A 26951-nucleotide genomic window follows, 5' to 3' on the forward strand; every position below is an offset into this window, starting at 1 on the left:
GGAACAAAACAAACTCATTTCAGGTTACCTCTTAAAGGAAAGATCATGGCTCACTTGTTCACACCAAAGAAAGTTGGCGCCTATACCGTCTCGCATCGTGTCGTCTTGGCGCCGATGACCCGCCTGCGCACCATCCAGCCCGGTGACATCCCGAGCCCGATGATGGCCGACTTCTACGGCCAGCGTGCATCGAATGGCGGGCTGGAAGTCATTGAAGGCGTCAGCATCTCGATCCCTGCCCGCTCGTACCTTGGCGCCGCGAGCTTCTATCACGACGGGCAAGTGGAAGGCTGGAAGGCGATCGCCAATGCCATTCACGCCAAGGGTGGCCGCGCCTTCATGCAACTCATCCACGGCGGCCGTCAAAGCCATGTCGAGATGACCGGCGGTGTTGACCCGCTTGCGCCTTCGGTCGTGCCGTTCGATGGCGTCGCGCTGACCAGGGACGGCTTCGTTCCCGCTTCACCGCATCGGGCGCTTGGCATTGAAGAAATTCCGGGCATTGTCGAAGAGTTTCGCGTCGCGGCGCAACGTGCGCTGGATGCCGGTTTCGATGGCGTCGAGCTTCACGCGGCGAACGGCTACCTGGTGGATCAATTCATCCAGGACGGCTCCAACAAACGCACCGACGCTTACGGCGGCCCGATCGAAAACCGTGTCCGCTTCCTGCGCGAAGCCGTTGAAGCGCTCATCTCCGTGTGGGGCGCAGACCGCGTTGGCGTACGCATCTCGCCGTCAGGCGAATGGGGCGGCGTTTCCGACAGCGATCCCGAGGCAACCTTCAGCTACGTCGCAAAGGTGCTCGACGGCTACAAGATTGCGTATCTGCATGTGATCGAGCCGCGCATCAAGGGCGATGAAACGCTGCATGAAGGGCAAGCGCCTGTTGCAACGAAGTATCTCCGTGCGCACTTCTCCGGTCCGATTATCGCGGCCGGCGGTTTCGACGGCGACAGTGCTGAAGCGATCGTGGCCTCCGGCGATGCAGACCTGGTCGCATTCGGCCGGCATTTCTCATCAAATCCGGATTTGCCGTATCGTCTGCAACACAAGCTGCCGCTGACACCGTATGTCCGCGCCGCGTTCTGGGGCGGCGATGAAAGGCATTACTCAGATTTCCCCTCTTATTCGCCTGCTGTTGAAGCAGCGGAAACCGTGTGAACCCAGCGGCGCTTAGCTTGATGAACTCCGCTTGAACCCCGCTTGAACCCCAATTACTCTGGAGCGTTTCATGTCACGTACGATCAAATTTGCTAAAGCCGGCGGTCCCGAAGTCCTTGAATTCGTCGATGCGGAGGTCCCCGCTCCGGGCCCAGGCGAAGTCCGCATCAGCGTCAAGGCGATAGGCATCAATCGCGCCGAGGCGATGTGGCGCGTGGACGAGTACATCGAACCCGTCAAGTTCCCGGCCGGTCTTGGGTACGAAGCAGCGGGTATTGTCGACGCGGTGGGAAAGGACGTGACCGGCTTCGCGCCGGGCGACAAGGTCAACCTGATTCCGTCGTTTTCGATGAACCAGTACCATACGTATGGCGAAATCGTCATTGCGCCGGAACACGCGGTCGTCAGGCATCCGGAATCGCTTTCGTATGCCGAGGCAGCATCGGTCTGGATGATGTTCGTGACGGCTTACGGCGCGCTCATCGAAGATGCGAAAGTAAGCAAGGGCGATTTTGTCATCATCCCGGCAGCGTCGAGCAGCGTCGGACTCGCCGCGATCCAGATTGCCAACTACGCCGGCGCGACGTCGATCGCGACAACGCGCACGGCAGACAAGAAACAGCAGTTGCTCGATGCGGGCGCGGCGCACGTCATTGTCACGGACGAGACCGATCTGGTCGAAGAAGTCACGCGCATCACGGGCGGCCAGGGTGCACGCGTCGTGTTCGATCCGGTCGGCGGTCCGAACTTCCCGAAGCTGATTTCGGCGCTGTCGTTCCAGGGCATTGCGTATATCTATGGCGCGCTTAGCCCGAGTGTGACGCCGTTGCCTGCGCTTGACATGATCGCCAAGATGATCACCGTCAAGGGTCACAACATCTGGCTGACAAGCGGTGACGCGACACGTCGCAAGGCTGCGGTGGAGTACGTGCTCAAGGGGCTTGAAAGCGGTGCGCTCAAACCGGTGATCGATCGCACCTTCACGTTCGACGAAATGGTCGAGGTGCATCGTTATCTGGAAACCAATGGTCAGTTCGGCAAGATCGTGGTGACCGTGTAAACGAAAACGCCAATGCCCGGTCACGGACACTGGCACCCCGTTCAACGGCGGTGCGATCAGCATGACTTGCTTTCGCGCTGCCCGATCAAGGATATGCAAACGAAATGTCTAACCATCCTGTTGTACTTATCACGGGCGCGCTGACCGGCATTGGCCGCGCCGCCGCCTTTGCATTCGCCCGCGACAATGCGCGGATCGTCGTATCGGGCCGCCGCGTTGAAGAGGGCCGGACGCTCGCCGCAGAACTGAGCGCACTCGGCGTAGAAGCTGAATTCATTGAGGCGGATGTCCGTTTCGAAGACGATGTCCGCAATCTCGTCGACGGCGCCGTGGCCCGCTTCGGCCGCCTCGATGTGGCGGTCAACGCCGCGGGCTCCGAAGGCGAGTCCGCGCCTGTGACGGAGCAGACGCCCGAACGCTACGCCGCCGTCTTCGACACCAACGTGCTCGGCACGCTGCTGGCCATGAAACACGAACTGCGCGTGATGACTGCGCAAGGCAGCGGCAGTATCGTCAACATCTCGTCGACGATGGGCGCGCGTGGTGCGGCAGGCGCATCCCTCTACGTGGCCAGCAAGCATGCTGTCGAAGGGCTGACGAAATCCGCGGCGCTCGAGGCTGCCGCGTTCGGCGTGCGAGTCAATGCCGTCGCCCCCGGTCCCGTGGAGACGGCAATGCTGAATCGGCTCCTGGCAGATCCGCAACGCAAGGCGGCCTTTCTCGCGGCCGTCCCGCTCAAACGGGCCGGTACGCCCGAGGAAATCGCGGACGCTATTGTGTTCGTTTCGTCTGACAAGTCGAGCTTCATGACCGGCGAAGTGCTCAGGGTCAACGGCGGACGAACCGCGTCGTAACTCATTTTTATTGCCCAGGAGATAACCGATGCTTTACGAAATCCGGACCTACACCTTCAAACCTTTGCGCGCTGCTGAATGGCTTGCGTTGTACAAAAGCGAGGCCCTGCCGCTTCAGAAGGAATTCCTCGGCGAACTGATCGGCTTCTTCACGACCGAGATTGGCGACATCAGCCAGATCGTTCATATCTGGGCGTACAAAAGCCTGGACGACCGGCTTGAGCGCCGCGACAGGATGGCTGCCGACAGCCGCTGGCAAGCATTCGGCAGCAAGGTGAAAGCGCTCGATATTCTCGTCAGCATGGAGTCGCGGATCATGCGGCCAACTGACTTTTCGCCGCTTCAATAACGCAACCAGTCAGGTTCGTCTTGCGGACCAACGCCACTGCCCACCATAGCGATCGTGAACACCATGTCTACTCCGCTTTTCGATGATCTCCCCACGCCGCTCAAGAGCGTGCAAACCCGCCCTCTGTTCGTCATGCGACTCGACGTCAAGCCGATTGTGATTGTCGGTGAAACGCCGGGGTCATTTCGTCGCGTGGGAATCGTGCCGTCAGGAACGTTTGCCGGCGAGCGGCTGTCGGGCAAGGTGCTGGACGGTGGCGCCGACTGGCAAACCGTGCGCCGCGACGCAAGCACCACGCTCGACGTGCGCCTGATCCTGCAAACCGACGATGGCGTGAACATCACGGTGGCGTATCGCGGCGTGCGACACGGCCCCGCTGACGTCATTCAGCGATTGGAAAAAGGCGAGGAAGTTGATCCGGCAAGCTACTACTTCCGGATCAACCCGATGTTCGAAGCGCCTGACGGGAAGTACGACTGGCTGAACCGGATCATCGCCGTGGGCACGGGACATCGGTTCGCAAATGGACCGGTCTACAGCGTGTTTGAGGTCTTGTAAGCAAGACGCTCGACCTGGCGGGCGCGCCAGGTCGCCGCTAGCCCCCAGGCAACGCTAGCCGGCGTGCGGCCACAGCGTGCGGCCGAAGAAGGTCAGCGTCCGGTCCCACGCCAACTGCGACCACACCGGATCGAACTGGGTCCTGGCAATACGGCCCGGCCCGACCGCTGTCTCGTTGGCGAACGCATGATGCGCGAGGTAGCGATGAAACTCGACATCGACCTTGGCCTCGGTCAGCTTGCTCTCCAATGCGTCGACCGTTTCAGCGGGGAAGAACGCGTCCTGGTCGGCCCAATGACCGAGCACGGGCGCCTTGATCTTCGATGCGTCGATGTATTCGAGCGGCGGGAAGCCGTACCACACCACGCCGGCGGATATGTCAGCCACGTGACTTAGCGCCAGCAGCGTCAGCGCGCCGCCCATGCAATAGCCGGTCACGCCGACCCGATCCGACTGCGTCTTGAGGTACTTCACGGCGCCTGCTATGTCCTGGCCGGCGGCATCGGCGAAATCGAGTGCGCCTAGCAGGTGGTTTGCCTCTTCTTCCTCGACGGTCGTTTTTCCGCGGAACAGATCGGGTACCAGCACGATATAACCAGACCGTGCGAACCGGTCTGCCACGCCGCGAATCTGGTCGTTCAAGCCCCACCATTCCTGAATCACGACAATGGCGGGCGCGCCTTCGAGTTTCTGCGGTTTGGCGAGGTAACCCTGGACGTCCTTTCCGTCAGGGCGCTGGTAGGTGATCATCGATCCTGGTGACTGTTTCATGACATGGTCCTCGGTTGGGCGGAACCGGTAGCATAGCGCCAGCGGCGCGGTCTCGCTTACCCGCCTGCCGATTGCACAGTCCGTCACGCACTGCCTTGGCGAAGCGGGCCAACCGGTTGATCGTATCCAGCTTCAATTTTTTCGCAAGGATAGGATTCCTTGCTTTTAATCGGCGACGCCCGCTCCCAGGTAAAACGGAATTGCAGGGTCCCGGTGTTCGGTCACAAGCAGGATCGCTGCCTGGAACAGACCATCTGTGCCGAGCCGGCGATAAGCCCCATGCCGGGGTCGAAGGGCAACCCGCCGACGAACCCCCTATCAGCCTTGACCGGACAATTTGGCCTCTGCATCAGGGCGGCCGACCAGGTCGGCATCTGGTGCGTTGTAACGAACGAACAATCGACACACGGCCCGTGCGTCGACACAGGCATGCAGTTGCTCGCGGAAGTGGTGGTCGCAGAAGCGCTGCGCTACATCGGCCAGCAGATGCAGATGCATGCTAGTGGCCGATTCCGGGACCAATAGCACGACCACGTCGCCCACGGGATATCCGTCGGGCGCATCAAACGGAATCGGAGCCGTCGGACGAACATATAACGTGATGGCGTGACGCAGCCCCTTGATTTGACCGTGCGGAACGGCGACCCCCTGACCCAGCGCGGTCGAGCCTAACGATTCGCGGGCCTCGAGGCCCGCGATCACGGTCGCCGCCGGCAGCCCGAAGCGTTGTTCACAGAAACGCCCAAGATGGGCGAAAAGTGACTCCCGGCTCGCAACGTCCAGGCCGAGCAGGACGTGATCCTGCGCGAGCAATTGCGCAAGAGAGTCGTTTCCAGCAGCCATTTCGTCCGATTGATCGGGCGGGCCAGCACTCGGAGGGGACGCGAGCTGCATCAAATCCCGCCAGGCCTCGGTCGGGGCATGAGGGACCTCAAACAGTTGCCCCAGCTCGGCAGTCGGCGCCAGATGCGCGACTCGCTGCATCGCCCCGCTCACAGCCTCCCTGGGGAGATATAGCGATAGACGCACGCGGCCCGTTCCGTACAGCGGCACGAGACGAATGGTCCACGGCTGACCGGCGCAATCACGGATCAGCGCCTGACGCAAAGGGGTCGCATGTTGCGCGTCGAGCGTCACGTGCATCATCACATTGCGGCCAGGCGCGGGAGGTGACCGGCGGTGCGCGTCGGGCTTGCCCGATGTGAAAAGAGCCCGCAGAGCCCCCAGTGTGTGCGTCATACCGCCCTCGTTTTCCGTTGCTTACTTCAAGGCTATCAAAAGCGGTGTTAACGTTGCGTAAAAAATCGCTGCCTCAACAATCGAAACTGACATCGCGAAGCTGGATACGGAGACCGCAATAGGCGTCAATTCGGGTTCGATTCGTTATGCGACAGACATTGTCATCCCACGTTCATCGGCAACAGCACCATCTGCTTGCCCAGCTGATGCAGGCGCGTCTGGATTTCCACCGGCGTCTGGTTGTGCAACCACGCTGTCAGGAAATTGACACGCTTGAAGATCAGCTTGCTGGCAAAGCAGACGCCGTTTGGAAATTCGTCCAGCGTAGCCTCGGCGAGCTTCATGAATTCGCCTATCGGATGTGTGCCGAAGGCAGTCCGGTATTCGGCCGGAATGCCATGCCGGCGGCAATACGAAACGTAATACTCAAGCGATGACTGGATCGTTTTCTGCAGACGTTCCAGGTGCTCAGTGCCTTCGTAACTTTGCGCATCGACTTCGCCCACAGCAAGGAAGATGAAGTTCTTGAAGTGGCCCGGGAACAGACGGTTGACCCACAAAAGCGCATGCATGCTGGCCCCGCGATGCTTGCCGACCAGCAGGATCGCGGTAGGTTGGGACGGGTCCGGCTTGGGTACGTCTGGCTCAGTGGCGATGGCAGGCAAGTCCGTGAAAAGTGAATCTTCGCGGGCGAGTTGCGAACGCGTGTCGCTGTAATGGCGCTTGATCAGGAAACACGCGGCGATCACCGCACTGGTCACCAGCACCGTCAGCCAGCCACCGGCCGCGAACTTCTCGATCAGCGTGATGACCAGCACAGTACTCGTCACCGCGAGGCCCAGCGCCGACAGCGCGAACGGCCTTACCCAACCCTTGCCGTCGTGACGATGGCGCCACCAGTACGTGCACAAACCAAGCAGCGACAGGCTGAACGTCAGGAACACGTTGATGCTGTAAAGCACGACCAGGATGTCCACATTGCCGTGCGTCCAGAACAGGATCGCGAGACTCGCGATCCCCATGACCACGATGCCGTTCTGCCTGACGAGGCGCGTGGACAGGTCACGGAAATGGCGCGGCACCCATGAATCGGAGGCCATGTTCGACAACACCGCCGGGCCATCCAGAAAGCCCGTTTGCGCACCGACCAGCAACAACCCCGCTTCAAGCGCCAGCACGGCCGCGAGCAATGCATGACGCGCGAACGCTGACCCAAGTCCGAGATGCTCGATCACGCTGCCGAACACCACGGCGTTAAGCGTCTGGCCCTCGACCGGCTGGGCATGCCACAACATGTAGAGCAGGATGATGCCGCCCGCCGTGAACGCCAGCGACGTCGCCATGTAGAACATGGTCACCTTGCCGTTCGGTACGCGCGGCTCGGCCAGCATGTTGACGTTGTTCGACACGGCTTCCAGCCCCGTGTAAGTGCCACCACCCAGCGAGAACGCACGCATCAGCAGCGCGACCACCACCAGCGGCCCGAGCGTATGCGACATGGTATGCGCTTCCGCCACGGCGCCCGGCACGACGGCCGCCAGATGATCGCCGTGCACGGCTACGCCATAGATGATCAGCCCGAGATGGAGCACGACAAAACCGAGGAAGATCGGCAACAGCACAAGGATCGATTCCTTCATGCCACGGAAATTCAGGCCAGTCATCAGCACGATCAGCGTGAGCTCGGTCGCGAGTTTGAATGCCTGCGCGCTGACCGGCAATAAACTGAAAAACGCATCGACACCGCTCGCCAGCGATGTCGCGATTGTCAGCACGTAGTCGACCAGGAGCGCCGCACCGGAGACGAGCCCCGGGCTTGACCCGAGTAACGCAGTCGCCACGCGATAGCCTCCTCCGCCAGTGGGAAACAGCTCGATGACCTGGTTGTAGCCGAGCGCGATGATGAAGACGGTGGCTGCGGTCGCCAAGGCAAGGATCAGCGCAAGCGACGTGTGCTGACCCAGCGCCAGGAATGCTTCTTCGGGACCATAGCAGGAGGACGACAGGCCGTCGGCGCCCAGGCCGACCCACGCGAGTATGGGCGTAACGGCAATGGCATGGCGCGTGCGCGGATCGAGAGGATCCAGCGGCTTGCCGATCAGCACACCCCAGATCTTTTGAACGGCATTCATGGCGTCTCCCGGTTGATCGAGAAGCGGCAATACCATTGCGGATGAGAACGTTGAGGCCCGGTTTTCTTTCTCTTTTCTTACTGTCTGAGCGAGCGCACACGCTGGCTCATATGCTCAACGAGAAAGATGTGGGGCCGGTCCATATCGTACGCCGGCCGCTGCTGCGTGGACAAAAGATCTGATGCGCCAATGCTTCCGCTAACTCATCCGGGCCTTGATGAAATCGATGAACAAGCGAGTCCTTGCAGGCAAGAGCCGCGTGTCGGTAATCGCGTGCACCTGGACCGGCTTCAGACACCAATCCGGCAGTACGCGCCGCAGGCGGCCCGACGCCACATCCTCGCGCGCAAGCTCCGTATCGAGCACGGCGATACCCACACCCAACATTGCCAGCGCACGGCTCAGGCCAACGCTGTTCATCCTGAAGCGCGACGCAATCATCACGTTGACCATCTCTTCCCCGCGATAAAACGTTCTCCGAGTCTCCTCTTGGCTGGTCGCGCCTTCCCCAATGCACAACACATGTTTCGTCAGGTCGTCGGGATGAGTGAGCGGCGCAGCCGCCTTGAGATAGTCGGGCGATGCATAGAGATACCGTGTCAACACCGCAATCTGCCGGGCGACAAGCGTTGACGGAGTCGTCGGCGGCGTCCCGATGCGAATGGCGAGATCGAACGGATCGCTCTGCAAGTCCACGGGACGCGGCGTCAGGTCGAACTCGAAACTGATCAGCGGATAAGCCTTGGCAAACTCGCGCAGGATGGGCGCGAGATAACCGGTCGCGAGATCGGCCGGCATCGATACCCTCAGCGTGCCGCTGGGCCGCTCCACCACATCGAGCAGGGATTCGTGCGCGATGCGCGCTTCTTCGACAATGCTCTGGCAGCGCTTGAAATACACCTCGCCCGCGGCGGTGAGTTCGACCTTGCGCGTCGAGCGATGCAGCAACTGGAGGCCAATCTTCTTTTCCAGCTCCGATATATGGCGCGACAGCGTCGAATTAGGCATATCCAGCGCCTCGGCCGCGCCCCTGAAACTTTTGGTCCGCGCCACCTCCACGAACACGCGCATATAGCTCAACAGTTCCACGATGATTGCTCCACTAGTGGATCACTGTTTTCAATTATATCTATTTATCCCTTGAATGGATCAATGCAACATGTCGATACACCTCCTCAACCAAGGAATCGACATGAACCCGCTCTTCAGCAATACCCGGATTGGCCGCCATACGCTTCGCAATCGCCTTGTCATGGCGCCGATGACCCGCTCACGCGCCGATGACACCACAGGCGTGCCCTCGCCCTTGGCGGTGGACTACTACAGCCAGCGCGCCGGCGCCGGCCTGATCATCACGGAAGGCACCTATCCCGCGCCGATGGGCAAAGGCTACGTGCGCACGCCGGGCATTCATTCCAGCGCGCAGATCGAGGCCTGGAAGCATGTCACCGACGCCGTGCACGCCAAGGGCGGCCTCATCTTCCTGCAGCTCATGCATACCGGTCGCATCTCTCATCCGAGCCTTCTGCCGAGGGGTGAAACGCCGGTTGCGCCTTCGGCCGTCAAACCCGCCGGCACGGTTTTCACGGCCACGGGACCGCAGGAGTTTGTGCAACCGCGTGCGCTTGAGACCGACGAGATAGCGGATATCGTCCAGGGGTATCGGCTTGCCACGCGCAACGCGTTGCTGGCTGGCTTCGATGGCGTTGAATTGCATGCAGCCTCGGGGTATCTGCCCGAGCAGTTCCTGTCATCGGGGACGAATCAGCGGACCGATCTTTACGGCGGCTCGCTTGCGAATCGCGCGCGCTTCATCCTGGAAGTTCTGGGCGCGATGTCGCAGGAAGCGGGCAGCGACCGCGTGGGTATCAAGATCGCGCCTGAGATGGGCTTCAATGATGTGACCGATGCAACACCGCAGGAGACCTATCGTTACCTCGTGGAGCAACTCGCTGCACTCAAGCTGGCGTATCTGCATGTGGCGAAGACCCGGAGCGAAGTCGATTACCGCGCGCTGCTGCGCCCATTGTTCGATGGCGCCTATCTGGCGGGCGGCGGGCTGACCGGCGAAAGCGCGCAAACGCTGATCGAGCAGGACAACGCCGATGCAACCGTGTTCGGCAGCCTGTATCTCGCCAATCCGGATTTGCCGCAGCGCTTGCTCGCCGATGCACCGTTCAATGCGCCTGAACGTGACACGTTTTATTCGCCCGGGCCGACTGGGTATATCGACTATCCCGCACTGGAGACAGCTCAATGAACCGCGCTCTTCGTATCCATGCTTATGGCGGTCCTGACGCCCTGAAGATCGACAGTATCGCGATGCCGACCGCCGCATCAGGCCAGACGATTGTCCGCGTCAGGGCTGCGGGAATCAACGCGCTTGACTGGAAGATCCGCGACGGCTGGTTGCAAAACGATTTCCCGTTGCCCCTCCCCGCCACGCTCGGCGTTGAACTCGCTGGTGAGGTGATTGAAGTCGGTCAGGACGTGAACGGGTTCACCATTGGCGATCGGGTCATGGGTCCCGTGATCGGACTTGGCGCCTATGCCGACTTTGTAGCGGTCGAAGCGAACACATTGGTTAGGATACCTTTTAGTTTGACTGACGAACGTGCCGCGGCCATCCCGGTGGGCGCGCTGACCGCATGGCAGGCGTTGTTCGAGGCGGGAGAATTGAAACGCGGCCAGACCGTATTGATTCACGGTGCGGCCGGTGGCGTGGGAAGTTTCGCCGTCCAGTTCGCGCGGCGCGCCGGAGCGCGTGTGATAGCGACCGCTCAGGGCATCAACGCGGGTTATCTGCGTGGGCTCGGTGCGGATGAGGTCATCGACTATCGGACTTCCTTGTTCTGGGAGCAGACCCGGGACGTCGATCTGCTTCTTGATCTGGTGGGTGCTTCAGTGCTGGCCAACTCGTGGCGAGTGCTAGCCCGGACGGGAAGAATCGTGAGCACGGCCGCGCCGGATATTGCAGCGCAGACGCCACCTGGCAAACACGGTATCTGGTTTCAGATGCGGCCCGATGCAGCGCAGCTTGAGGAGATCGTGGCCATGGTCGATCAAGGCGTAGTTAAGGTGGAGGTATCGGAGGTCGCCGGATTGAGCGACGCAACCGCTGCAATCGAGCGCAACAAGACGGGGCACGGACCAGGGAAAGCGGTGATCCTGTTCCAATAAATAATGACTTCGCTGCGGGGAATCGCAGCGAAGTCATTATCCCTGGGCACTATGCAGAACCCGGCTGGACCGGTCAGTGCGCCAGGTTCGTCACGCGCGGGTTGCGCTCCTCTCTTACTTCACAGCCGCTGCCAGCACCGGCGAATCAGCCGGCGCGGCCCAGCTCTTGCGGCGCATGTGATGGATGATCAGCGGAACCCCGCCGAATACCACAATACCCAGCGTCACCAGCCCGATATACATAGCCGGCGAACCCACCGGCAACTGGTCGGGCGGGAAAAACGACACCACGAAGCTGAACACCACACCCGCCAGGCCCACGCCCGCAAAAATCCACATCCCCACAATGCCGCCTGGCACCGTGAACGGACGCTTGAGATCGGGGGCCGAATAGCGCAGTTTTATCGCTGCTGCGTACATCAGCATGTAAGCGATCAAATACAGTGCGATAGTCATTGCCGAGATCAGGAAGAACGCCACCGATACGTCCTTGATGACGAAGTAGAAGCAGGACATCAGGGTAACAATCACGCCTTGCACCAGCAGGATATGCGTGGGCATTCCTTGCTTGTTCTTCGCCTGCAGCAGCGGAGGAAGTTCACCTTCATGAGCCGTTTCAAGCAGTCCGCGTGAAGGGCTGCCAAGCCACGCCAGCACACCGCTTATAGCGCCCACGCCCACCAGCAGCGACAGGACAGACACCAGCCACTGCATGTGCCAGATGTCCGTGATGACCGCGGCGAAGGTATCGAATACGCCGGACTGTAGCGAGATCTTTTCGTAAGGAAGAATGCCCGCGATCGGCAGCGCGCCAAGCGCAAAAATCAGGATCGAGATGATCGCGCCCAGACCGATTGCTGCCGGGTAGCCACGGCTCGGGCTGCGCATGTCCATCACATGCACGGCCTGGACTTCTACACCCGCGAACAGCAGCACAATACCGGCGAGAAACGCGATGGTGCCAAAGCCATGGATCGCGGGCCAATAACGCGCATGGCCTGCTTCGGAAAGCGCCGGGTCCTTGATATGCTGCCAGCCGAGTGCGTGCCCCGTATGGATCCAGTACGCCAGCAACGCGAGCAAGACGAACCCCGGAACGATCGTGCCGATGATAAATGTCCAGTTGGCGATCCTCGCGAAAACTTCCACGCCTTGCAGCACCACCCAGGTAGCAAGCCAATACGCAACGATGCAAAACACGCCGACATAGACGCCGTTCGTCGCGAGCTCCGGACGGCCAATTGTATAAGCGATAGCCGCTGCGCCGAACGTCAGCGCGACCGGATACCACACCACGTTTTGAATCCATTGCAGCCAGATTGCGAGGAAGCCCCATCGATTGCCGAATGCCTCGCCCACCCACGTATATATTCCGCCGCGCCGGTCGGCGAATGCGCCGCCAAGCTCGGCGGATATCAACGACGCCGGGATCAGGTAGAAGATCACGGTGAACGCGAGATAAACGAACATCGTCATCTCTTCCTTCGCCAGCAACGGCAAGCCGCGCAAGCTGGTCACCACGGCGGCCGCCGTCATCAGGCCGATGGAAGTAGCACTCAGGTAAGTGCCTTTCTTTGCTGTCGCAGTCATATCAGACCCTTGGTCGTTAAGTCGTCAACTGAGTCGTCAACTAAATCGTCAACTAAGCCGTCAATGTCAGTCATGGTGAAAGCCCGGTTTCGCCTTTGAATTCGGCATTGGGTTTTCCAGCAGATGGGCGATTGCTGTCTTGATGTCGTTCAGCAGCATTACCGCCATGTCACGCGTGATGCCGCGGCGAATCAGGATGCGCTGGACGATTGTTTCCTCACGGTCAGCGGGAAGCTTGTAAGAGGCGATTTGCCAGCCCCGCATGCGCACACGATCCGACAAATCGAAAAGCGAAAAACCGGCGGTATCTGGGTGGCGTAGCTTGTAGCAAACCGCAGGCAGCGCACCGCGGCCGTCGTACACCATTTCTATGGCGCTGAGCTTGGCGAGGCCATCTGCCAGGAATTGCGCCGTATCCGCACATTCCTGCTGGATGCGCCTGTACCCTTCGTGACCTAGCCGGAGCAACAAGTAATATTGCGCGATGATCTGTCCCGCCGACCGCGAAAAATTGAGCGCGAACGTGGGCATGTTGCCGCCGAGATAGTCGACCATGAAGATCAGGTCGTCCGGCAGGTCCTTCACGCTGCGCCATACCACCCAACCTACGCCGAGCGGCGCCAGACCATATTTATGGCCCGAGCTGTTAATGGATTTCACCCGTTCTATGCTGAAGTCCCACTCGAGATCGGGTTGAATGAAAGGCGCGACGAATCCGCCGCTGGCGGCATCGACGTGGATGGGGATGTCCAGGCCAACATCTCGTTGCAAAGCATCCAGGGCGCCGGCGAGAGCCTTGACGGGTTCATAAACGCACGTGAAGGTAATGCCGAGGGTGGCGACCACACCGATGGTGTTTTCATCGCAATAGGCGGCAAGCTGCTCTGGTTGCAAGCCAAGCGAATCACCGCTCAGAGGGACCTGGCGAAGCTCGACATCGAAATAACGGGCGAACTTGTCCCAGCACACTTGCACCGGTCCACACACAATGTTGGGCTTGTCGACCGGTTTGCCTTCAGCGAGGCGACGCTTCTTCCATTGCCATTTGAGAGCGAGTCCGCCCAGCATGCAGGCTTCGCTTGAACCGGTTGTCGAGCATCCCGTTGTCTCCCACGAACGCGGCGCATGCCATAGGTCCGCAAGCATATGGACACAGCGTTTTTCGATCTCGGCGGTCTGCGGATACTCGTCCTTGTCGATCATGTTCTTATCGATCGACAGATCCATTAAACGACGGACTTCATCGTCTGCATAGGTCGTGCAGAAAGTGGCCACGTTCTGACGCGAATTGCCGTCCATGAAAAGTTCGTCGCGAACCAGATCGAACACCGCATGTGGCTCCGAGGGCATTTTCGGAATGCGATATTTCGGCAATGACGCACCAGAGATAGTGGTCGAATACTCGTCATTGTTCGCTTCGGCGCTGCTGAGCGCGGGCTTAAGAAATGTCATTGACCATTCCGATGGAAAGATTGAGCGGAGATGCCGGGCGTGCGGTGCCTGGAGCCAAGTGGCTTCGTCGCGAAGCTACGCGGTTGATTACAACCGCGTAAAGAAGCAAAGAAGGGGGAGTCTTGCGGCTGTGAGGAGAGCCGTTCAAAGATCAGGCTTGCGGTTCAGGCGGCAACCGTTTCGCGCGGCTTAGTACCGTTATATCCCGCTGACCCGAGCGATCGTTGACCTGTGTCATGCGCATCGCGGGCAGGTCTTTAATAACTGAAACCGGTTTAGTCATGCGTGACCCGCGGTCATGCGCGGTTAGGTGCGATTGCGTGCGATTGCGTGCGCCTTTCAAACATGCTGACGGGCGCCGCCATTCATTCGCGACGACATGAATCAAGCCAGGTTGCAACGCCCGGCTCAATCAACCATTACATCGCGGAAATCATCATCGAATCGTCGGTATGATCTTCAACGCGCTTGACGCCCGGCACCTTCTCCGCTGCGATGCACATGGCGCGCGCCTGCTCGGACGAAGCAACAGCACCCCATAAATGAACAGAGCCGTCATTCACAATAACGTTCTCCGCCGCCACGGCCCAACGATGACTGCCAAGTTCCCGGATGACCGCGTCGCGCAACGTCTGGTCAGTGTCCGGCGTGGTCATGCCAGCGTCGTTTGGAACGCTCGCCAACGCCTTCACCAGATTCGCCCGGCTGACGATTCCCATCAGTTCACCGTCGTACAACACCGGAACGCGCTTGATCCGATGCCGCTCCAGAAGATTGGCTATTTCACTCAGCGGCGTGGTCTCCTTGACGATAATCACCTTGGGCGTCATGACGTCCTTGACCAGGCGTGCGTTCTCCTTGATATACGTGGCGGCAAGATTTTGCGTCGATGCAAACAATTCAAGCCACCATGACCGTCGCCGGGCTTGCGTGCCGATCTCGGCCCTATGGATCAGGTCACCCTCGGTGAGCATGCCAAGCAAGCGGCCCTCATCGTCCACTACCGGTGCACCGCTGATGTGATTGTCGGCAAACAGGCGCGCGGCCTCTCGCACAGTCGTGCCGGGTCCCACGGTAATGACCTTCCTGGTCATGACATCGACGGCTCGCATGGTCTTCTCCTCAATGTGATTGGGCGAGCGCCTGAACAAGGGTCGAACTTTCCCTACCACGACTTGCCTGCGCAGGACTCGCCTACATTAAGAATGCTAGTGAAGGATCGCGCCGCGGACTTGACTCAGATCAAGCGCGCCGCCATCAGAAACGCATGCCTACGCCGAGGCCGACTACCAGCGGATCGATCTTGAGCGACCCAAGCGATGCGCCGTCCACCGACGCGCTGGTGCGCATCCAGATTTTCTTGATATCGAAGTTGACGAACAGATTGCGGGCGACCTGCACGTCGACACCCGCTTGCAGCGCGGGGCCGAAGCTCGAGTTCTTGATCGATACGGGCGTATCCCCGGCGTGCAGCCCGTTGTTATAGAACAGCGTGTAGTTCACGCCCGCGCCAACGTAGGGACGAACCTTGCCGGCCGCGTTGAAATAGTACTGAAGCAAGAGCGTGGGCGGCAGGACGTTCACGCCGCCAAGCGCCCCGGCGTTCGACGTCACCTGATGGCGCGACGTGGCAAGAATCAACTCGATGCCAATACTCGGGCGCACCATATACACAAAATCGAGCTCGGGAACGATGCTGTTGTTGACGCCCGTCCCGATGCTTCCCAGCGTGCCGCCCGCGGAGACACTGGGCTGGATGCTGATAGCCCTGACGCGCGCAAGAATGTCGCCTTGATCGGCTTGTGCGGGCACACATACTGCCGACAAAGCCGCGCTAAACAGCGCGGCCGCAAATAGTGAATGCTTTCCCACGGATTTTCCCCTGTTTTTTCCGGTCGCGAATGCGTTTTACCGTATCGGGATTTTCCGAATGCAGCCGGTGCTGCGCCATGATGTGGATCAGCAAACCGGCATAACACGGGTGTGGCGTATTGCGCTTTCCGCGTGAACTGCACCGTCCACATCAATACCCGTATGCCCGGCTCATTGCGTGCTGGCTAACCGGTGCGTACCTCACCGTATACAATCGGTCCCAGGCAAACACGCTCTCCGCCAACTCCACGCTTCGCGCGCGGCAGCCCGGAGGATACGAACGACCCGAGCAATTCGAGCCGGAGAACCACGTGCCAAGCGACCGACCTTCCTCACCTCTGCCAAGCGGCTCGCAGCCAGGCGACGAGCTCGCCAGCAGCGCATTTCCTCTTACCCTGAGCGACACCCATTTCGGGGCGCTTATCGACGCGATACAGGACTACGCCATCTTCATGCTGGATCCGGACGGGCGTGTTGTGAGCTGGAACCGCGGGGCGCAAAGCATCAAGGGCTACACGGCCGGCGAAATCATCGGGCAACATTTTTCGGTTTTCTATACGCCCGACGATGTTGCGGCGGCCAAGCCGCACATGGAACTGGCGCTTGCTGAATCGGAAGGCCGAATTGAAGACGAAGGCTGGCGTCTGCGCCAAGACGGTTCACGCTTTTGGGCCAACGTAACCATCACCGCGATCCGCGCACCCGACGGCACGCTTCGCGGCTTTGCCAAAGTGACCCGGGACATGACAGATCGCCTGCGGCTGGTCGAGCTTCAGCATGCGAGCGCGTTGTCCTCGCACGTGCAGAGCGCGCGCGAGGAAGAAAGAACCCGGATCGCACGCGAGCTTCACGACGACCTCGGCCAGCAACTGGTCGCACTCAAGATGGATGTCGCCTTGCTGAACCAGGCCGCGGCGGAAGACGGCAAAACCGCCCGCCATACCATTGCGCAGACGATTGCGTTGCAAGCGCAAATTGATTCGATCATCGCCTCGGCCCGGCGCATTGCGGGTGGTCTGCGTCCGCCCATGCTCGACGACTTGGGCCTCGGGGCTGCACTCGAATGGCTCGCGGCGGAGTTTCGCAATCGCTACGGGCTCGCCGTCACCGTGCAGGACGCGGCAGATCAACTGGCGTTATCGCCGACGGCTGCAACCGCCATTTTTCGCATCGCGCAGGAAGCGCTGACCAACGTTACGCGTCACGCCGAAGCCACGCGGGTACACGTTCAGATGCGTGTCGAGCAAGATGAATTCCGGATGCACGTTGAGGATAACGGCAAAGGGACAACGCTCGATCGCAATCGGGGCAGAGAGAATTTTGGATTACTCAGCATGCAGGAAAGGGTTCGCCAGTTACATGGACGAATAACATTCGACAGCGCACCGGGCGACGGTTTTCGAATCGACATCTCGTTGCCCGTCGACGCGGTCAAGGCGAACCAGGACGACAACTAAGCCATTGCGCACCGCCCTATAGATGAATCGTATCCGCACGCTTCAGGCGGATCCACACCGCGCCCTCACGCAAGCCGTCGAGTATCGAATCACACTCGGCGGAACGCCTTCAGCTTCCCTACGCTTCGATAATCACCTTGAGCGCATGCGTATCGGCTGCCTGGGAGAAGGTCTCATACGCATTCAAAACGTCGTTCAACGCAAAGTGATGAGTGATGAGTTTGCCCGCGTCCAGACGCCCGGAACCTACGGTCTTGAGCAGCATGGGTGTGCTGACGGTGTCCACCAGCCGCGTCGTGATCGTAATGTTGCGGTCCCACAGGCATTCCATGTGCAGATCGACCTTCACGCCATGCACGCCCACATTGGCGATGGTGCCCCCAGGCGCAATGATCAATTCGCATAGCTCGAAGCTGGCCGGCACACCCACCGCTTCGATTGCGCAATCCACGCCAATGCCCCCGGTCAGCTTCATGATTTCAGCCACCGGGTCGCCACTTGCATTGTTCACGCACGCGGTCGCGCCGAAGGTTCGCGCCACTTCCAGCCGGTTCGCATCGCGGTCGATCATGATGATCTGCGCGGGTGCGTAGAACTGCGCCGTGAGCAGCGCGGCAAGGCCAATAGGACCCGAGCCGACAATGGCGACCGTGCTGCCCGGCTGCACTTTTCCGTTCAGCACGCCGCACTCGAAACCGGTCGGAAGGATGTCGGAGAGCATGACGAGCGCGTCCTCGTCGGCGCCGGCGGGAATGGGGTACAAGCTCGTTTCCGCGTGCGGGATACGCACATATTCGGCTTGCGTGCCGTCGATCTTGTTGCCAAGGATCCAGCCACCCGTCGTGCAATGGGAATACATGCCGCGGCGGCAATAGTCGCACTTGCCGCACGACGTAATGCAGGAAATAAGGACGTGGTCACCCGGTTTGAACGTCGAAACCGCGGCGCCAACCGCCTCGATGACACCCACGCCTTCATGTCCCAGGATACGGCCCGGTTCGCAGGTCGGCACATCGCCCTTCAGGATATGCAGGTCGGTGCCGCAAATGGTCGTGCGCGTGACCTTGACGATCGCGTCCGTCGCCGAAAGGAGCTTCGGCATGGGTCGGTCGTCAAGGGATTTAATGCCGGGGCCGTGATACACGAGTGCCTTCATCGTCAATCTCCTTTTGCTTGGGACATGCCTGGAAACGGGGCTTCCACAACAAAACTCTAGGCTTGCGAACGCGGGCACGGTTGACCTGTATCAACCGATAAGAGATGGACGCGCAAATTTCGGCGATGACCATGACAGGGCCACGCGCCATTGGCGGGAAGACGGCGGGAAGACGGCGGGAAGACGGCGAGAAGACGCACGCGGATGCGGCTCCTTGATCTGCATCAACGGAAAAACAGCGCGAACTCATAGACTTTTTATAAGCGCCGGGCGATCCGGACCCCGATTCCGGGACCGGTCAAGGAGCAACGCCAGCCGCTCACTGCGTCACTGACGCCAACGACCCATCAATGGAGCATCTGCGATGAGCTACAAAAGCATCGTCGTTCAACTCGACATGAGCGCGCGCGCCCATACCCGCCTCGAATATGCGTTGCGTCTCGCCAGGCAATTCGACGCGCACCTGACCGGCGTGTTCTCAGCGTTCAGTCCGGATCCGCGTTCTTTCTATGTCATGGCCGGAACGGCGGACTACTACGAGGAGCACCGCAAGGCCCGTCAGGAACGCCATGGCGCACTCGAACGGATCTTTCACGCGGAACTGCTTCGCGCGGAAGTGAGGGGCCAGTGGGTGGACTACCCTGATTCCCAGGGTCAGGCGATCCCTCGCTATGCCCGTTACGCGGATCTGGTCGTGGCGGGACAGGAAGATCCGGATGACCCGGAAGGATTTATCGCCGATTACTTCCCTGAAACGCTCGTCATGACCTCGGGCCGCCCTGTGCTGTTCATTCCCTACACCGGGGTGTTTCCGACGCTTGGCACGAACATCATGGTCGCGTGGAACGGCAGCCGCGAATCGGCCCGCGCCGTTCAAGACGCCATGCCGCTGCTGCAACGCGCGGAAAAAGTCACCGTCGTCAGGCTCAACGAACTGAAAGACGAGCCGGGCACCCACCACATTCCAGGCGCCGACATTGCGCTCCTGCTGGCACGGCACGACGTCAGGGCCGAAGTGGCGGCGCTCGATGGTGTCAACGACGTCCCGATGGGCGACATGCTGATCTCGCGTGCATCGGACCTGGGTGCGGACCTCGTCGTCATGGGCGCGTACGGTCACTCGCGCTGGCAGGAACTCGTGATGGGCGGTGCGACGCGCACCATGCTGGAGTCCATGCCCATACCCGTATTGATGTCGCATTGATATTGCTTTGATGTTTCTTTTGGACCAGGGAGGTTCTTCATGTACAGCCGCATTCTCGTTCCTATCGACGGTAGCGAAACGTCAGCGCACGCCCTTGACGCGGCCCTTGAACTCGCTCACGAACACGACGCGGAACTCAAACCGGTTTACGTGGTGGACGTGCCGCAATTGGTGTATTCGGGGCCGGCCTGCGATCCGTCGCTCGTGCGCGAAGCCTTTGTCAAAGAGGGTGCGCTCGTGCTGGCCGACGCTGCCGCCAAGATGCTGCGCGCAGGTGTCAGAGGCTCGACGCTAGTCGTTGAAGTGGATCCCCTGGGTGACGATATCACCCAGAGGATCACGGCCGCCGCGAAAGACTTCGGCGCCGATCTGGTCGTCATGGGCACGCACGGGCGGCGCGGCTGGCGAAGGCTCGTGCTGGGCAGCGTGGCCGAGCGTTTCCTGCGGATTTCGACCCGGCCAGTGCTGCTGGTGCCGCTGCATTGCGCAGAAAAAAAGGAACCACGCAAAGTAAGCACCGTAAGCACGGAGAGCACGCCGGACGTTGCGGGCGCGTCCATTTAAACAGCGGGACGGTCCCGATCCGTCCCGACGCTTGCGCGCCGCCGGTCGGGCCGTTAGTCGATGCGCTGGAGCGCGAGTGCCGCACCGTGTTGATCATCGAGCTGATCGTCCCGAACGGTGAGGACCGGAACATGAGTCGAACGCAACACCGTTTCCGCGACGCTGCCGATCAAATGCCGGCGCACGCCACGCGGCCCATGCGCGCCCATCACGATGAGATCCGCATCGAACGCCTGGGCCGCCTGCATCAGCGCACCCGGGATGCTTGCACCGTGTGCATCGATGATCTGAGTAGTACAGCGTACGCTGCTGCATTCGCACAAGCCGCGCACATGATCGAGTTGCCACTGCGCGCCGGCATCGCCCGCCTCCTTTCCAATCACCCCGCCGACCAGATCGCAAACGTCGTGCGAGACAACGCACGCCACCATCAACATTGCATCGGCCGCGTGCGCCAGCTTGAGCGCCTCTTCAAGCGCAAGGCGCGCGCTGACGCTGTCGTCGAGCGCTACCAGAATTCGTTTGTACATGACCGGTTCTCCGGATTGTCTCCATGCTTCAGTGTCCGCGCGCAGGCCTGCCGGTCACTTGATCCACATCAATTCACGCGGCCAGGAGCACGCCGCACCGATCATGTCAGGAGCCGCGCGGTATGATCCGCACAAGCTCGACAACACAAATTTCCACACTTTTCCGGAGACTCCATGCCCGCGCCCCGGCGTAACACGGCATCGCAGCGCGGCACCCGTCGACAGCCTCGCTTCACGGGCATGCTTGGCATGGCCGGCGCCCTCCTGCTCACCGCAAGCGCCGCCGTCATGACGTTCAGGCGCACAGGCACGCAGGCCGCAAAGACCGCAAAAGTCACGAAGCCCACGCCACCGGCTACACCCCGGCTTGACGAAGCGCGGCTGCTCGGCGTCATCCGGTCGTCCATGGAGGCGATCATTTCCATCGATGAGAACCAGCGCATCGTCATGTTCAATCCGATGGCCGAACGTCTGTTCGACTGCCCGGCAGCCGACGCGCTCGGTACCTCCCTCTCCCGTTTCGTGCCCGAGCGCTTTCGCGCCGGTCACGAAGCCCATGTGCGCCAATTCGGCGTGACGGGCGTGTCCGACCGGCAAATGGGCGGGCGGCGCATACTGTACGGCCTGCGCGCAACCGGCGGCGAGTTCCCGTTCGAAGCATCGATTTCGCAATTCGGCGATGAAAACGGCAAGCTGTACACCGTGATGCTGCGCGACATCAGCGCGCAAGTCGCCGCTGAACGCTCATTGCAGCGCTCGCATGAGGAACTGCGGGAGCTCTCCGCGAATTTGCTGAATATCCGCGAGGAAGAAAAGTCGCGTATTGCAAGGGAGTTGCATGACGACCTGGGCCAGCAATTGACCGCGCTGAAAATGGATATCTCCTCGCTCGAACTGAGCGCCGCAACGAGCGCCGAGGCCCGCGTGCAATTGCGCGGCATGCAGCGCCTGATCGATGCAACCGTGGCCTCGATGCGCCGCATCGCCGCCGACCTGCGCCCGGTAATGCTCGATGACCTGGGCCTGGTCCCGGCCATCGACTGGCTGGCGATCGACTTTACGAACCGCTACGGCATCGACGTCGAGCGGCGCATCGACGCGAGGCACACCATTTTCAGCCGCGACGGCGCGACCGCCGTGTTCCGGATCGTGCAGGAAGCGCTGACCAACGTGGCGCGCCATGCGCAAGCGAGCCGTGTCGATCTGGCGTTGTACCTGGAAGGTGACCGCTGCGTCCTGCGCATTGCCGACGACGGCATCGGCGCCCATGAGCGTGCCGATGCCGGGCGCAAGTCGTTTGGCCTGATCGGCATTCGCGAGCGGGCGCACGGGCTGGACGGTTCCGTCTCTATCGAATCCGGCATCGGCCAAGGGTTCGCTGTGACCGTGACATTCCCGCTCGCGACCTTGCAAGAGGACGACCCTTTCTCCGGCTATCCGGAAAACACCGAGGAAGAACCGCTGCAATGACCCGAGTATTGATCGCCGATGACCACGCCCTCGTGCGGGACGGGCTGCGCCATATCCTGCTCAGCGCGAACGGCCTGGAAGTCGCTGGCGAAGCCAGCGACGGCGCCACCACCATCGCGATGATCCGCGCCACTCCGGCGGACGTGCTGGTCCTCGACCTGTCGATGCCCGGCAGGAACGGCGTCGAACTGCTCAAGCAGATCAAGGACGAGAAACCGGCGCTGCGCATCCTGGTCCTGACGATGCATGCTGAACAGCAATACGCGGTGCGTGCGTTCAAGGCTGGGGCATCGGGTTATCTGACGAAGGAAAGTGCAAGCGCGGAACTGGTCACAGCCGTGAGCAAGGTCGCGGCGGGCGGCGTGTACGTGAGCCTCGCCATGGCCGAGCGGCTCGCACAAAGCCTGAACGAACCCGCCGATGACCTGCCGCACCGCCGCCTTTCCGACCGCGAATTCGAAGTCTTCCGGCGGATCGCCGCGGGTGAAACGATCACGCAGATCGCCCAGGCGCTATCAGTCAGCGCCAAGACTGTCAGCACCTACAAAACCCGCATCCTCGAAAAAATGCAGATGCCGCACGACACCGCACTGGTCCGCTACGCCATGCGCCACAAGCTCTTCGACGACGACTGCGACGCCTGACAGCCCGCCCGTACACAAGCAGCAAGCAACAAGCGTGTAGTCCGATCCCTACAGCCCCTCCCAAACCCCTACATCATGTCTGGCCGCTCGCCGATTTTATTTTGAGATAGCCCCGGCCATACTTCGAGGCATGAACTCAAACGGTTGCGCGCCATGCTGAAGATCTTCCTTGTCGACGACTCGAGCCCTGTGCGCCGCCGCCTCTGCACGCTGATTGGCGCGCTGACCGGCGTGGTGATCGTGGGCGAGTCGGAAGAAGCGGATACGGCGCTGGGGTGCATCCGCATGACCCGCGCGGATCTCGTGATCGTTGACCCGCATCTGGCAGGCGGCAACGGCATGGGGATCGTCGAGTCGCTGACGCGTGCCACGCCGCCCGTCCTGACCATGGTGTTGACCAATCATTCCGGACCGGCGTTTCGTGCCGCGTGCCAGCGCGCCGGCGCCCGCTTTTTCTTCGACAAGACCTGCGAATACGAACTGGCTCGCGACGCGATTCAGCAGATGGCCAATGCCCCCCGCGCTGAGCCAACGCCGTGCGAGCCGGCATGACCGCGTTCAAGTCGATCCGCGCCCGATCCGCACAGCTCGTCAGTAAATCCATTCAGTGATCGTCCGACTCTTCTGGAGACAGGCATGACCTCAGCTACCGCTTATGAGTCCGCTTATGAGTCCGCTACTGCGCACGCTTCAGCGACCGTGAATCCTCTCGTGTACATGGCGCGTTCCGCCACCACGAGCCCGCCGCCGGCTGCCGTCGCGGGCACGAATTGCTCCGACTGTTCATTGCACGCCATCTGCATGCCGGCTCACCTGAGCACGGCGGAGCTGGCGCGGCTCGACGCCATCGTGTGCTCCACGCGGATCGTACGGCGCGGCGAGACGTTATACCGCGCCGGCGATAAATTCAAAAGCATCTACGCGGTGCGCGTCGGCTGCTTCAAGACGGTCATCACGCATCGCGACGGCCACGAACAGGTCACCGGTTTCCATATCGCGGGCGAACCGCTCGGACTCGACGGCGTGTGCTCCGATGAACAGAACTGCGATGCAATCGCGCTCGAGGACAGCAAGGTGTGTGTCATCCCGTTCGACTTGCTGGAAGACCTTTGTCACGACGTGAAGGCGATGCAGCAGCATGTGCATCGCATGATGAGCGGCGAGATCGTGCGTGAATCCGGGCTCATGATGATGCTCGGCACCATGACCGCGCAGCAGCGCGTGGCGGCTTTCCTGCTCAACTTGTCGGCACGGATGAAGACGCGCGGCTACTCTTCCGCGGAATTCAACTTGCGGATGACGCGTGAAGAGATTGGCAGCTATCTCGGGCTGAAACTCGAGACCGTCAGCCGGATGTTCTCCAAGCTGCAGCATGCAGGGGTGATCGATACGAACGGCAAGCAGGTACACATTCTCGACAGCGAGAAGCTCGCCGGAGTTTGATCGAAGCGAACGGACATGCCCATAGAGTACCTGCGAGGTTTCGCGCGGCCGCAGCGCACCGACCAGAACAACCGGCGCCTTGGGCGCTGGCTTGCGTTTATCGCAGGCGCGGCCAACGCGGGCGGTTTTCTTGCGGTCGGACAGTACACCTCGCATATGTCGGGGATCGTATCGGCACTCGGCGATAACCTCGCGGTAGGCGACTTCGGCCTTGTCATCGCAGGATTGAGTTCACTCGCCGCCTTCACGACCGGCGCCGCCACCTCCGCGATTCTGATCAACTGGGGCCGGCGCCGGCGGGCGCAAAGCGAATACGCGCTGCCGTTGATGCTGGAAGCCGTGCTGCTGCTCGTATTCGGCCTGCTCGGCTCGAACCTGGAAAACAACCGGTTCCTGTTCGTGCCCGCGACGGTAGGGTTGCTGTGCTACGTCATGGGCCTGCAGAACGCGATCATCACGAAGATATCCAAAGCCGAGATCCGCACCACGCATTTGACCGGCATCGTCACGGATATCGGCATTGAACTCGGCAAGCTTTTTTACTGGAATGTATCTGAGTCCGGGCCCGGCGTTACCGCTGTCCGGGCGGACCGGTCGCGGCTGCGGCTCCTCGCCTCGCTGCTCGGCATGTTTTTTATTGGCGGCCTCGCGGGCGCGCTGGGTTTCAAGTATGTGGGGTTCATATCGACCCTGCCGTTGTCAGCCATGCTGGTCGTGCTGGCAGTCGTGCCGCTGCTGGACGATCTGGTCGGGCAGCGTAGGTAGAGACCTTGCGGCTCGGCGGACCGCAGTTTCAGGCATCTGCAAAAAAAATGTGCCATGCAATGGGTCCGCTGCGCCCGCAGCTTCTGACACCAACTCGCCGCTTGTCCTAAACTTCTCAGGCGACGTGCCTGATTGATGTCATCACGCAAACCCGATACCCGCCGTCGCGACGCATCAGTTCAGACGAAAACTCCTTCCACTTTTATTTTGGGTCTGAAATGAAATTCAAGGACTATTACGAAACCTTGGGAGTCGAGCGCACCGCGACACTCGCGGACATCAAGAAGGCGTACCGCAAGCTCGCTCACAAATATCATCCCGACGTCTCCGCCGAATCGGACAGCGAAGCGAAGTTCAAGGACGTTGCCGAAGCCTACGCCACGCTGAAAGACCCGGAAAAGCGCGAAGCCTACGACAACCTCGGCAAACATCCGGCCGGCGAATCGTTCACGCCGCCGCCGGACTGGCAGCAGCATTTCCATACGGGCGATGCCGGCCTCGACGACGTCGACCTCGCCGATCTTTTTGCAGCCTTTGGCCGTGGCGGTGGCGCTGGCGGGGGCACGCATCGCAGACAAAGCTTTCCGGTCCCCGGGCAGGACTACGAGATCGCCGCGCCGGTAACGCTCGAACAGATCCATCGTGGCGATGAGATCGAGCTGAGCGCCGAGCTTCCCGAGTTCGACGCCAATGGCCTCGCGCATCGCGTGCCGCGGACCTTTCGAATCACCATTCCCAAGTCGGCAGCGAACGGCCAGCGCCTGCGGCTGGCCGGCAAGGGCGGCCCGGGCTTCAATGGCGGACGGCCCGGTGACCTGTATGTGTCGCTGCAGTTGCAGCCGCATCCGCTTTATCGGGCCGATGGCCGCGACCTGTATATCGACCTGCCGCTCGCGCCCTGGGAAGCCGTGCTGGGGGCGAGCGTACACGTCCCCACCCTCGCGGGCACGGTGGAACTCAACGTGAAACCCGGCACGAGCGCCGGGCAAAAATTGCGGCTCGCCAAACGCGGACTGGCATCGGCCGATGGCAACGTCGGCGCGCTGTATGCGGTGGTCAGGATAGAAGTGCCGAAGACGGTGAGCGCTCGTGAACACGAGTTGCTGGAACAACTGAAGGCGGCATCGAACTTCAACCCGCGCCAACATTTCGCGTAAGGAGAAAAGCCATGAGCACACCATTGAGCGAGTCGGTCTGGCTTAACGACGTGGACGTTTGCCAGGTTGAATATCTGGCCGAGGTCTCGGGTTTATCGGTTGAAGAAATTGAAGACCTCATTGATACCGACGTCATCAAGCCGGTGGACACCGGCACACCCACGCGCATGTTCCAGCTACGTTATGTTGTCACCGTGAAGACGGCACGGCGGCTGCGTGATGACTTCGAACTCGACCGGCGAGGGCTTGCGCTGGCGCTGTCGTTGTTGCAGCGCATAGATGAACTGCAAGCGGAAATACACGCAACGAAAGCGCGCCTCGGACATCCGCGATGACGTCGCGA

The 26951-nt window shown here is 60.9% G+C and carries 26 protein-coding genes and 1 pseudogene; 17 read left to right on the forward strand and 10 right to left on the reverse strand.

Annotated features, from left to right (window positions below; translation table 11 throughout):
* Positions 1-45: 45 nt before the first annotated feature.
* The 5 genes from ACSOSP_RS20945 (at position 46) to ACSOSP_RS20965 (ending at position 3982) form a co-directional block, all read left to right on the forward strand.
* The gene (locus ACSOSP_RS20945; protein ID WP_455312830.1) at positions 46-1161 is read left to right on the forward strand and encodes an alkene reductase; all 1116 of its coding nucleotides are present in this window, start codon (positions 46-48) and stop codon (positions 1159-1161) included.
* A 70-nt stretch (positions 1162-1231) separates the two neighbouring features.
* On the forward strand, positions 1232-2221 hold the full coding sequence (locus ACSOSP_RS20950; RefSeq protein ID WP_455312831.1) for a zinc-dependent alcohol dehydrogenase family protein: 990 nt from the start codon (positions 1232-1234) through the stop codon (positions 2219-2221).
* Between the two features lie 104 nt (positions 2222-2325).
* On the forward strand, positions 2326-3075 hold the full coding sequence (locus ACSOSP_RS20955) for an SDR family NAD(P)-dependent oxidoreductase (protein ID WP_455312832.1): 750 nt from the start codon (positions 2326-2328) through the stop codon (positions 3073-3075).
* 28 nt (positions 3076-3103) lie between these two features.
* Entirely contained in the window at positions 3104-3424 is a 321-nt protein-coding gene (locus tag ACSOSP_RS20960) for an NIPSNAP family protein (protein WP_455312833.1), read from the forward strand.
* A 63-nt stretch (positions 3425-3487) separates the two neighbouring features.
* On the forward strand, positions 3488-3982 hold the full coding sequence (locus ACSOSP_RS20965; RefSeq protein WP_455312834.1) for a DUF3237 domain-containing protein: 495 nt from the start codon (positions 3488-3490) through the stop codon (positions 3980-3982).
* 54 nt (positions 3983-4036) lie between these two features.
* On the opposite strand, the gene ACSOSP_RS20970 is transcribed toward ACSOSP_RS20965, so the two are convergent.
* The 4 genes from ACSOSP_RS20970 to ACSOSP_RS20985 form a co-directional block, all read right to left on the reverse strand.
* Entirely contained in the window at positions 4037-4753 is a 717-nt protein-coding gene (locus ACSOSP_RS20970; RefSeq protein WP_455312835.1) for a dienelactone hydrolase family protein, read from the reverse strand.
* 318 nt (positions 4754-5071) lie between these two features.
* A complete protein-coding gene (locus tag ACSOSP_RS20975) occupies positions 5072-5992 on the reverse strand; it encodes a PTS sugar transporter subunit IIA (RefSeq protein WP_455312836.1) in 921 nt (306 codons plus the stop codon).
* A gap of 161 nt (positions 5993-6153) precedes the next feature.
* Positions 6154-8124, reverse strand: coding sequence for an APC family permease (locus tag ACSOSP_RS20980; protein WP_455312837.1), 1971 nt, complete (start codon positions 8122-8124; stop codon positions 6154-6156).
* Between the two features lie 198 nt (positions 8125-8322).
* Positions 8323-9213, reverse strand: coding sequence for a LysR family transcriptional regulator (locus ACSOSP_RS20985; protein ID WP_455312838.1), 891 nt, complete (start codon positions 9211-9213; stop codon positions 8323-8325).
* 103 nt (positions 9214-9316) lie between these two features.
* Here ACSOSP_RS20985 and ACSOSP_RS20990 point away from each other — a divergent pair, with 103 nt between their 5' ends.
* Both ACSOSP_RS20990 and ACSOSP_RS20995 read left to right on the forward strand, forming a co-directional pair.
* Complete coding sequence (locus ACSOSP_RS20990) at positions 9317-10384, forward strand: alkene reductase (protein ID WP_455312839.1); 1068 nt, start codon at positions 9317-9319, stop codon at positions 10382-10384.
* Positions 10381-11304, forward strand: a complete 924-nt coding sequence (locus ACSOSP_RS20995; protein WP_455312840.1) for an NADP-dependent oxidoreductase — start codon at positions 10381-10383, stop codon at positions 11302-11304. Before ACSOSP_RS20990 ends, ACSOSP_RS20995 begins: the two co-directional genes overlap by 4 nt.
* A gap of 114 nt (positions 11305-11418) precedes the next feature.
* Here ACSOSP_RS20995 and ACSOSP_RS21000 read toward each other — a convergent pair whose 3' ends face one another.
* The 4 genes from ACSOSP_RS21000 to ACSOSP_RS21015 all read right to left on the reverse strand — a co-directional run bounded on the left by ACSOSP_RS21000 (position 11419) and on the right by ACSOSP_RS21015 (position 16218).
* Positions 11419-12894: an amino acid permease gene (locus ACSOSP_RS21000; protein WP_455312842.1), complete on the reverse strand. Its 1476-nt coding sequence runs from the start codon at positions 12892-12894 to the stop codon at positions 11419-11421.
* Positions 12895-12960: 66 nt separating this feature from the next.
* Entirely contained in the window at positions 12961-14346 is a 1386-nt protein-coding gene (locus ACSOSP_RS21005) for a glutamate decarboxylase (RefSeq protein ID WP_455312843.1), read from the reverse strand.
* Positions 14347-14765: 419 nt separating this feature from the next.
* A complete protein-coding gene (locus tag ACSOSP_RS21010; protein ID WP_455312845.1) occupies positions 14766-15458 on the reverse strand; it encodes a CBS domain-containing protein in 693 nt (230 codons plus the stop codon).
* A gap of 145 nt (positions 15459-15603) precedes the next feature.
* Positions 15604-16218, reverse strand: coding sequence for an OmpW/AlkL family protein (locus tag ACSOSP_RS21015; protein ID WP_455312846.1), 615 nt, complete (start codon positions 16216-16218; stop codon positions 15604-15606).
* Positions 16219-16529: 311 nt separating this feature from the next.
* On the opposite strand from ACSOSP_RS21015, the gene ACSOSP_RS21020 reads away from it, so the two are divergent.
* Positions 16530-17675 (forward strand): PAS domain-containing sensor histidine kinase, encoded by a 1146-nt coding sequence (locus ACSOSP_RS21020; RefSeq protein WP_455312847.1) that lies wholly within the window; start codon positions 16530-16532, stop codon positions 17673-17675.
* A 118-nt stretch (positions 17676-17793) separates the two neighbouring features.
* Here the strand turns inward: ACSOSP_RS21020 and ACSOSP_RS21025 are convergent, their stop codons facing one another.
* Positions 17794-18831 (reverse strand): zinc-dependent alcohol dehydrogenase family protein, encoded by a 1038-nt coding sequence (locus ACSOSP_RS21025; protein ID WP_455312849.1) that lies wholly within the window; start codon positions 18829-18831, stop codon positions 17794-17796.
* Positions 18832-19195: 364 nt separating this feature from the next.
* Between ACSOSP_RS21025 and ACSOSP_RS21030 the strand changes: the two genes are divergently transcribed.
* Together ACSOSP_RS21030 and ACSOSP_RS21035 are read left to right on the forward strand one after the other, a co-directional pair.
* Positions 19196-20035 carry a universal stress protein gene (locus ACSOSP_RS21030; protein ID WP_455312850.1) on the forward strand — a complete coding sequence of 280 codons (840 nt, stop codon included), beginning with the start codon at positions 19196-19198 and terminating at the stop codon, positions 20033-20035.
* 39 nt (positions 20036-20074) lie between these two features.
* Positions 20075-20599: a universal stress protein gene (locus tag ACSOSP_RS21035; protein WP_455312852.1), complete on the forward strand. Its 525-nt coding sequence runs from the start codon at positions 20075-20077 to the stop codon at positions 20597-20599.
* A gap of 53 nt (positions 20600-20652) precedes the next feature.
* On the opposite strand, the gene ACSOSP_RS21040 is transcribed toward ACSOSP_RS21035, so the two are convergent.
* On the reverse strand, positions 20653-21129 hold the full coding sequence (locus ACSOSP_RS21040) for a universal stress protein (protein ID WP_455312854.1): 477 nt from the start codon (positions 21127-21129) through the stop codon (positions 20653-20655).
* 366 nt (positions 21130-21495) lie between these two features.
* On the opposite strand from ACSOSP_RS21040, the pseudogene ACSOSP_RS21045 reads away from it, so the two are divergent.
* The 7 genes and pseudogenes from ACSOSP_RS21045 to ACSOSP_RS21075 all read left to right on the forward strand — a co-directional run.
* Positions 21496-22599: pseudogene (locus tag ACSOSP_RS21045) on the forward strand (histidine kinase); the annotation flags it as partial.
* The gene (locus ACSOSP_RS21050) at positions 22596-23243 is read left to right on the forward strand and encodes a response regulator (RefSeq protein WP_455312856.1); all 648 of its coding nucleotides are present in this window, start codon (positions 22596-22598) and stop codon (positions 23241-23243) included. The pseudogene ACSOSP_RS21045 and the gene ACSOSP_RS21050, both read left to right, overlap by 4 nt.
* 153 nt (positions 23244-23396) lie before the next feature.
* Entirely contained in the window at positions 23397-23795 is a 399-nt protein-coding gene (locus ACSOSP_RS21055; RefSeq protein ID WP_455312857.1) for a response regulator, read from the forward strand.
* A gap of 165 nt (positions 23796-23960) precedes the next feature.
* On the forward strand, positions 23961-24686 hold the full coding sequence (gene fnr, locus ACSOSP_RS21060; protein ID WP_455313741.1) for a fumarate/nitrate reduction transcriptional regulator Fnr: 726 nt from the start codon (positions 23961-23963) through the stop codon (positions 24684-24686).
* A gap of 15 nt (positions 24687-24701) precedes the next feature.
* Positions 24702-25451 carry a YoaK family protein gene (locus ACSOSP_RS21065; protein ID WP_455312859.1) on the forward strand — a complete coding sequence of 250 codons (750 nt, stop codon included), beginning with the start codon at positions 24702-24704 and terminating at the stop codon, positions 25449-25451.
* Positions 25452-25669: 218 nt separating this feature from the next.
* A complete protein-coding gene (locus ACSOSP_RS21070; protein WP_455312860.1) occupies positions 25670-26608 on the forward strand; it encodes a DnaJ C-terminal domain-containing protein in 939 nt (312 codons plus the stop codon).
* An 11-nt stretch (positions 26609-26619) separates the two neighbouring features.
* Positions 26620-26943: a chaperone modulator CbpM gene (locus ACSOSP_RS21075; RefSeq protein ID WP_455312862.1), complete on the forward strand. Its 324-nt coding sequence runs from the start codon at positions 26620-26622 to the stop codon at positions 26941-26943.
* Positions 26944-26951: the final 8 nt, after the last annotated feature.

It is taken from the genome of Caballeronia sp. KNU42 (assembly GCF_053760385.1).

Coding starts and splice junctions, on each gene's coding strand:
- ACSOSP_RS20945 (WP_455312830.1), top strand. CDS start 46: ATGGCTCACTTGTTCACACCAAAGAAAGTTGGCGCCTATACCGTCTCG.
- ACSOSP_RS20950 (WP_455312831.1), top strand. CDS start 1,232: ATGTCACGTACGATCAAATTTGCTAAAGCCGGCGGTCCCGAAGTCCTT.
- ACSOSP_RS20955 (WP_455312832.1), top strand. CDS start 2,326: ATGTCTAACCATCCTGTTGTACTTATCACGGGCGCGCTGACCGGCATT.
- ACSOSP_RS20960 (WP_455312833.1), top strand. CDS start 3,104: ATGCTTTACGAAATCCGGACCTACACCTTCAAACCTTTGCGCGCTGCT.
- ACSOSP_RS20965 (WP_455312834.1), top strand. CDS start 3,488: ATGTCTACTCCGCTTTTCGATGATCTCCCCACGCCGCTCAAGAGCGTG.
- ACSOSP_RS20970 (WP_455312835.1), bottom strand. CDS start 4,753: ATGAAACAGTCACCAGGATCGATGATCACCTACCAGCGCCCTGACGGA.
- ACSOSP_RS20975 (WP_455312836.1), bottom strand. CDS start 5,992: ATGACGCACACACTGGGGGCTCTGCGGGCTCTTTTCACATCGGGCAAG.
- ACSOSP_RS20980 (WP_455312837.1), bottom strand. CDS start 8,124: ATGAATGCCGTTCAAAAGATCTGGGGTGTGCTGATCGGCAAGCCGCTG.
- ACSOSP_RS20990 (WP_455312839.1), top strand. CDS start 9,317: ATGAACCCGCTCTTCAGCAATACCCGGATTGGCCGCCATACGCTTCGC.
- ACSOSP_RS20995 (WP_455312840.1), top strand. CDS start 10,381: ATGAACCGCGCTCTTCGTATCCATGCTTATGGCGGTCCTGACGCCCTG.
- ACSOSP_RS21000 (WP_455312842.1), bottom strand. CDS start 12,894: ATGACTGCGACAGCAAAGAAAGGCACTTACCTGAGTGCTACTTCCATC.
- ACSOSP_RS21005 (WP_455312843.1), bottom strand. CDS start 14,346: ATGACATTTCTTAAGCCCGCGCTCAGCAGCGCCGAAGCGAACAATGAC.
- ACSOSP_RS21010 (WP_455312845.1), bottom strand. CDS start 15,458: ATGCGAGCCGTCGATGTCATGACCAGGAAGGTCATTACCGTGGGACCC.
- ACSOSP_RS21025 (WP_455312849.1), bottom strand. CDS start 18,831: ATGAAGGCACTCGTGTATCACGGCCCCGGCATTAAATCCCTTGACGAC.
- ACSOSP_RS21030 (WP_455312850.1), top strand. CDS start 19,196: ATGAGCTACAAAAGCATCGTCGTTCAACTCGACATGAGCGCGCGCGCC.
- ACSOSP_RS21035 (WP_455312852.1), top strand. CDS start 20,075: ATGTACAGCCGCATTCTCGTTCCTATCGACGGTAGCGAAACGTCAGCG.
- ACSOSP_RS21040 (WP_455312854.1), bottom strand. CDS start 21,129: ATGTACAAACGAATTCTGGTAGCGCTCGACGACAGCGTCAGCGCGCGC.
- ACSOSP_RS21050 (WP_455312856.1), top strand. CDS start 22,596: ATGACCCGAGTATTGATCGCCGATGACCACGCCCTCGTGCGGGACGGG.
- ACSOSP_RS21055 (WP_455312857.1), top strand. CDS start 23,397: ATGCTGAAGATCTTCCTTGTCGACGACTCGAGCCCTGTGCGCCGCCGC.
- fnr (WP_455313741.1), top strand. CDS start 23,961: ATGGCGCGTTCCGCCACCACGAGCCCGCCGCCGGCTGCCGTCGCGGGC.
- ACSOSP_RS21065 (WP_455312859.1), top strand. CDS start 24,702: ATGCCCATAGAGTACCTGCGAGGTTTCGCGCGGCCGCAGCGCACCGAC.
- ACSOSP_RS21070 (WP_455312860.1), top strand. CDS start 25,670: ATGAAATTCAAGGACTATTACGAAACCTTGGGAGTCGAGCGCACCGCG.
- ACSOSP_RS21075 (WP_455312862.1), top strand. CDS start 26,620: ATGAGCACACCATTGAGCGAGTCGGTCTGGCTTAACGACGTGGACGTT.